This is a genomic window from Streptomyces durbertensis (assembly GCF_014156695.1).
In the GTDB taxonomy this organism is placed as follows: Bacteria; Actinomycetota; Actinomycetes; order Streptomycetales; family Streptomycetaceae; genus Streptomyces; species Streptomyces durbertensis.
On the sequence record NZ_WMLF01000309.1, the window covers coordinates 1 to 6,453 of the forward strand.

Consider the following 6,453-nt stretch of genomic DNA (forward strand, 5'->3'; position numbering starts at 1 on the left):
GCGGGGGAGCCGTCGCGGTAGACACCGGAGACGTAGGCGGCCTTGAAGCGGTCCATCTCCTCGGTGCCGTGCTTGAGGTAGCCGGAGCCGGGCACCGTGGGCAGGTGGTAGGCGTCGGGGACGCCGAGCGCGGTGCGGGACTCGGAGGCGGAGAAGGTGCGCAGGCCGATGCGGTAGGAGAGGTAGGTCTCCAGGCCGCGCAGCTTGCCTTCCTCCAGACGCTGGGAGGCGAGGAGGAGGTGGACGCCCAGGGAGCGGCCGATGCGGCCGATCTGGATGAACATCTCGATGAAGTCGGGCTTTGCCGTGAGGAGTTCGCTGAACTCGTCGATGACGATCACGAGGGAGGCGATGGGGTCCTGGGCGGCGCCGGCGGCGCGGGCCTTCTCGTAGTCGTGGATGTTGGCGTAGTTGCCGGCGGCGCGCAGCAGCTCCTGGCGGCGGTTGAGCTCACCGCGGATGGAGTCGCCCATGCGGTCGACGAGGGTGAGGTCGTCGGCGAGGTTGGTGATGACGGCCGAGACGTGCGGCATGGTCGCCATGCCGGTGAAGGTGGCGCCGCCCTTGAAGTCGGCGAGGACGAAGTTCAGCGTCTCGGAGGTGTGGGTGACGGCGAGGCCGAGGACGAGGGTGCGGAGGAGTTCGGACTTGCCGGAGCCGGTGGCGCCGACGCACAGGCCGTGCGGGCCCATGCCGTTCTGCGCGGCCTCCTTGAGGTCGAGCATGATGGGCTGGCCCTGGTCGCCGACGCCGATGGGCACGCGCAGCCGTTCGGCCTGGGAGCGGGGCTGCCAGGTCTGGTTGACGTCGACGGCGGCGGCGTCGCCGAGGTTGAGGAGGTCGGTGAACTCCAGGTTGGCCAGGAGGGGTTCGTCGTCGTCTCCGCCGCTCGGGGTGCGGATCGGGGCGAGGAGCCGGCCGAGCGCTTCGGCGGATTCGAGATCGAGGGTGTCGGGGGTGCCTTCGTAGACGTGGCCCTGGCCGGACTCCAGGCGCAGCTCGCCGGGGCGGGCGACGACGGACAGGCCGCCGCGCGGTTCGCGCAGTTCGCCGGAGACGACCTCGATGACGGTGACGCCCTGGAAGCCCTCCGGCGCGGCGAGCGCGGAGGTGGGCGGGACGGACGCGCCGTCGAGGAGGATGACGAGGTGGGGTTGTCCGAGCGGGGGCGGGCCCTCGGCGCCGAAGCGGGCGCGGCTTTCGAGGCGGGGGCGGAGTCGGGCTTCGAGTTCGGTGACGTCGTCGCTGATGAGGCGTTCGGTGCCGGCGCCGTCGAGTGAGTCGGAGAGCTGGGTGTGGGGGAGCCACTTGGTCCAGTCCCAGCGGGCGGCGGGCTCGCTGCCGGCGGCTGCGACCGCGACGACGAGGTCGTCGGGGGAGTGGAGGGTGACGAGTTGGGCGAGGAGCGCGCGGGCGGTGCCGTGCGCGGTGGCCGGGTCGCCGGAGAGGGTGAGGTGGTAGAAGGCGCGCAGGGAGACGGCGACGGGCAGGTCGTCGAGTGTGCCGTGGGTGCGGATGAAGCGCTGCATGGCGCCGGCGGTGAGCGGTTCCAGCTCGTCGACGGGGGCGGTGTCGGGAGCGGTGAGCGGGGTGCTGAGGCGCTGGGCGCCGAGGCCGAGCCGCACCTGGGCGAAGTCGTCGTCGGTGAAGCGGCGTTCCCACACCCGGGTGCCGTCCTCGACGAGCGACCAGAGCTGGTCGGGGGCGGGGTTGAGGTAGAGCTGGGCGAAGCGCTGCCGGCGCGCGGTCTCCCGGACGGTGCGGCGGGTCTGCGCGAGGTACTTGAGGTAGTCGCGGCGGGACTGGGCCATCTGCCCCAGCGTGCCCCGCCGGAGCCGGACGATCATCGCGATGATCATGCCGACCATGGACACCATCATCATCAGGCCCATGATGCGCATGAACGGGTGGGCGCCCGGCATGAAGAAGAAGACCATCGAGCCGCCCATACCGAGCATGGGCAGGACCTGCATCAGCACGCCCTCCTGCTGGCCGCGCGGCAGCTCCGGCGGCGCTTCCAGGACGACCTCGTCGGCGGGCACGTCCGGCGGCAGCACACGGGCACGGCGTTTGACGACGATCTGACTCACACGCCTACCAATCCTCGGTCAGCAGCGGGGTCCACCCGGCCGACGCCCCCTGGCGTCGGCTCCCTCCGCGCGTGCCGATCCTACTCACCGTCATCGGGCGCGCTGACAGGGCCTCGTCACCGACCGGATAGGGTGTCCAACCGGCCGTGCACGAGGGTTGGAGACGGACGACCAGGCCGGGAGCGCACGGCACGGCACACAGCGACGGGGAGGGGACGCGGTGACCACGCCCGCCACCAGTACGACGACGTTCTCCCAGGCGCCCACGGGCACCGGCTTCTGCCGGCTGACCGTCGTGGCGCCGGGCGGCCGCGTCGACGTGGCGCTGCCGGAGGACGTACCGGTGGCGCACCTCTATCCGGAGATCCAGCGGTTGACCGCGCACACGGCCGACGACAGCTCCCTGGTCGGCTACCACCTGGTGCGGCGGGACGGCACGGTGCTGGACGCCGGGCGGACCCTCGCCGGGCTGCGGATCCGCGACGGCGAGGTGCTGACGCTGCGTCCGTTCTCGCGCTCGCTGCCGTCGGCGGTCTTCGACGACGTGACGGACGCCGTGGCGACGGCGGTCACCGCCGACCGCACACTCTGGAACGACCGGTATCTGCGGCTGGCGGGCCTGGCCGGCACGGTGGTGCTGGTGTGGCTGGCGGCACTGCTGCTGTGGCTGACCGACCCGGGCGAGCGGAACATGCACGGCCTGCCGGGTGTGACGGCCGCGGTGGTCGCCGTCGCGCTGCTGGCCTTGGCGCCGGTGCGCGGACGGTTCTACGGCGACCGCGGGTCGGCCACCGCGCTCGGACTCGCGGCGCTGCCGCACGCGATGCTCGCCGGCTCCGGAGTGCTGCCGCTCCAGGACGGGCACGGGGTGGGGCGGCTGCAGTTCCTGCTCGGCTGCGCGGCCGTGCTGCTCGCCGCGTCGGTGATGGTGGCGGCGCTGCCGGAGGGGGACGCGCCGTTTGTGGCGGTCGCGGTGGTGGCCGGGGCGGGTCTTCTGGCCGCGTTCGCGCTGGTGCTGACCGACGCCCGGCCGCTGGCGGCCGCGTCGGTGAGCGCACCGGTGGCGATCGGTCTGCTGGCGTTCCTGCCGGCGCTCTCGGCGCGTTTCGCTCGGCTGCCGATTGGGTACGCGCCGCCGCGCCCGGGCTATGAGACGTCCGGCACGGCCGCCGAGGACCCGTTCGCGCCGGCCGAGCCCGGTCCGATCGACGCCGACCGGATCGCCGCCCAGGCCCGCCGGGGGCACGAGGTGCTGCTCGGCCTGGTCGGTGGCCTGGCGGCCGTCGCGGTCGGCGCGGCGGCGGTGCTGGCCTTCGGCGGCAACCTCTTCGGCCAACTCCTCGCGCTCGGCACCGGCCTGGCGCTGCTGACCCGCTCCCGGCTCTTCCGCTACTCGACGCAGGTCGCCTGCGCGCTCGCCGCCGGAACGGCCGTGCTGGCGCTGCTGTTCACCGCGCTCGCCCTGGACGCCGACGGCTCGGGGCTGCGCGCGCTGTGGCTGACGACGGCGCTGGTCGCGGGCGCGGCGGTGCTGGCCGCCATCGCGGTCATCGTGCCCCGGGCCGGGCTGACGCCCTTCTGGGGACGGCTGTTGGACGTGTCCGAGGGCGCTGTACTGCTGTCGCTGACGCCGCTGTGCCTGGCCGTGCTGGACGTGTACACCACCGCGCGTTCGATGACCGGTCGTTGAGAGGTCGGCGGCTCCCGCGACATCGGACTCAGCGGGGCACGAGCAGGCGCAGGTCGACCGACTCGGCGACGGCGCGCAGCCCGGCGTCGCCCGGGTGCAGGTGGTCGCCGCTGTTGTAGGCGGGCAGCAGCCGTTCGGGCGCGGCGGGGTCGCGCAGCACCGCGTCGAAGTCGAGAACGGCGTCGAAGTCGCCCCGCTCGGAGCGTAGTTCGGTGTTCACCTCGCGGCGTCGGCGGTCGACGTCCGCCGTGCAGTCCGGATAGCCGCCGCACGGCGCGACGGTGGCGACGAGCACCCGCACCCCGTGCGCCCGGGCACGCCGCGCCACCTCGCGCAGCCCGCCGACGACCTCGCCCGAACCGGCGCCCCAGCGCACGTCGTTGATCCCGGCGAACACCACCACCGTCCGCACGTTCGGCTGCGCGAGCACGTCCCGCTCGAAGCGGTGCACGAGGCTCACCCCGGCGTTGCTGGAGCTGACCCCCTCGCCCGGGTAGCGGTCGCTGGTGACTCGGTTGGCGGAGACGCCCTGGTTGCTCACCCCGTAGACGGGGACGTCGGCGTGGGGGCGGGCCAGCAGACGACGGGCGAGCACGTTGGGCCAGCGGCGGTTGTTGTCCTCCGTGGAGCCGACCCCGTCGGTGAGGGAGTCGCCGATGGTCACGACCGTTCCGGTGTCCTCGCGCACGTCGACGCCGGTGAGGAACGGCCACGTGGTCAGCTCCGGCCGCCACTGCGCGCCGCCCCGGCTGGCGGTGAGGTCGCCGGTGTTGTCGCCCGTGGCGTAGGAGCGTTGGATGGCCCGGCCGTGCACGGGCGCCGCCTGGACGTCGCCGGGCAGGTGCACGCTGACCAGCAGGTCGCCGTCGGCGGGCACGGGCAGCCGGACGGGGTCGCTGACGGCGGTGGTGCCGGCCGGCAGCGTCGGACGGTCACGGCCGCCGAAGGCGACGGGTACGGGGTCGGCGGTGGTGTCCGCCCCTTCGGACCGGACGGCGACGGAGACCCGGCCCAGCCGCACGGCACGCTCGGCGAACGTGTTGGCCAGCCGCAGCCGCAGCTCCTTCCCGCCGACGCTGGTCCGTACGACCAGTCGCAGGGTGCGGTCCCGCCAGGGGCCCACCTTGTTGTATCCGCCGGTGCTCGCCGCCCAGGTGCCCGTCCAGTCGGCCGCGGACGCGCGCAGGCCGACGGCGAAGACGTGCACGTCCGCGTCGGGACCGGGGTCGGCGGGAAGCGCGAGCGCGCGTACGGTGCGTGTCGGATCGACGGGGACGGTCACCACGTACAGCCGTGCCCGTCCGGCCTTGACTCCGTCCGGGGCGTGGTGGCGGGGCAGGGAGAGCGCGCTGGTCGCGGCGGGTCCCGTGCGCCAGTCGTGGGCGGTGACGGTGTAGCGGGTGCTTGAACCGTCCTGGTAGTGGACGCGACCGGAGGCGGTGACGGGGGCGGCGGGCCCGTACGGCGAGGTGGCGGCGAGCAGCAGGGTCACGGCCGGCCCCCGGCCGGTCACCGTCACGAGCTGGCCGTCGGCGCGCACGTTGTCGGCCTCGCCGGGCGCCCGGTCGGGCCAGGTCAGCGGGGTGGCGTCGAGCAGCAGCCGGCTTCCCGGTGCCCAGCCGGCGGCCGTCAGCTCGGACGCGGACAGCGAGTTGCCGGCCCCGTCGAAGTCCGCCGCGTCGGGCCGGTCGGGGCGGCTGACCGCCCGGTTGTCGAAGTAGCGGTGGAGCGGCCGGGGCTCGGCGGCCGCCGCGCGTACGCCGGTCGGGCCCGGGGCGGCGGCCCCGGCCGGTGGGACGAGGGAGGGCAGGGAGGAGAGGAGCAGGGTGAGTGCGGCGACGGTGCTCACAGGGCCAAGGCGCATCCGCGTCCCTTCGACGGCACGGGCGGTCGGGCCGGTTCCGGGCAACCCGACCGTGCTGGTTGTCCAACGGCGCCGACCCCGCCACCGTTTCGCCCGACCACCGGTTCGGCGGCGTCGGGTCGAGGGGGAGGCGGCACCGCCGCAGGGTGGTGTTGAGGACAGCATCGGCGTGCCACCGCCGGGCAACGCCCCGACGACGTGCGGGTGGCCGCCCGGTCACGGCACGGCGTGGTGGGTGCCGCTCGCACAGTGACGCGCCCGGGCTCTGGACAATGGCTCGAACAGTGCCGGGATGCGACCCTGAAGTGCATGAAGCTTTCTTTTGTGCACAACTGGCGCAAGAAGGTCGGTGCCGCCCGCGGGGTGGCGGTCTTCGGGGACGAGGCGGGTGAGGGGCTGACCGATCTGCTGTCGGAGTGCGAGCTGCTGCGCACCCGCGCGGCGGCGTCCGGTGTGGAGCTGGACGACTCGCCGGCGTCGCTCGAGGCGCTGGACCAGCTGCTGCCGCGCTGGCGGGAGGACCCGGAGGAACTGCCGTGGCTGGGCAACGACGCCGGGCTGTACCTCGGCACCGTGCTGGTGCGGACCGTGGCGGGGGCCGACTGGCATCTGTGGCCCAACGGCCACCCGGTGGTACGGCTTCCGGCGGGTCGCGAGGTCGACGTCGTGGACGTCGGGCACCGCTGGGCGCTGGAGGGCTCGCCGGAGCTCTCCCAGTCCTACGGTGAGGCGGCGGAGGCCTGAGCGCGGCGGTGCGGGGGGAGCCGTCTCAGCCGCGGCCGCGTTTGGCGGCGACGGGGGTGGTGTCC

Annotated in this window: 4 protein-coding genes; 2 read left to right on the forward strand and 2 right to left on the reverse strand. The window is 74.2% G+C overall.

Translation table 11 applies throughout. The annotated features are described in order from the left end of the window. A partial coding sequence (eccCa, locus tag GL263_RS18810; RefSeq protein WP_182856895.1) for a type VII secretion protein EccCa occupies nt 1–2,090 on the reverse strand: 2,090 nt, incomplete at its 3' end. Nucleotides 2,091–2,310: 220 nt separating this feature from the next. On the opposite strand from eccCa, the gene eccD reads away from it, so the two are divergent. After that, nucleotides 2,311–3,780 carry a type VII secretion integral membrane protein EccD gene (gene eccD, locus GL263_RS18815; protein WP_182856896.1) on the forward strand — a complete coding sequence of 490 codons (1,470 nt, stop codon included), beginning with the start codon at nt 2,311–2,313 and terminating at the stop codon, nt 3,778–3,780. A gap of 28 nt (nt 3,781–3,808) precedes the next feature. On the opposite strand, the gene GL263_RS18820 is transcribed toward eccD, so the two are convergent. Continuing rightward, entirely contained in the window at nt 3,809–5,644 is a 1,836-nt protein-coding gene (locus tag GL263_RS18820; protein ID WP_182856897.1) for a GDSL-type esterase/lipase family protein, read from the reverse strand. A gap of 309 nt (nt 5,645–5,953) precedes the next feature. Between GL263_RS18820 and GL263_RS18825 the strand changes: the two genes are divergently transcribed. Then, a complete protein-coding gene (locus GL263_RS18825) occupies nt 5,954–6,388 on the forward strand; it encodes a DUF6278 family protein (RefSeq protein WP_182856898.1) in 435 nt (144 codons plus the stop codon). Nucleotides 6,389–6,453: the final 65 nt, after the last annotated feature.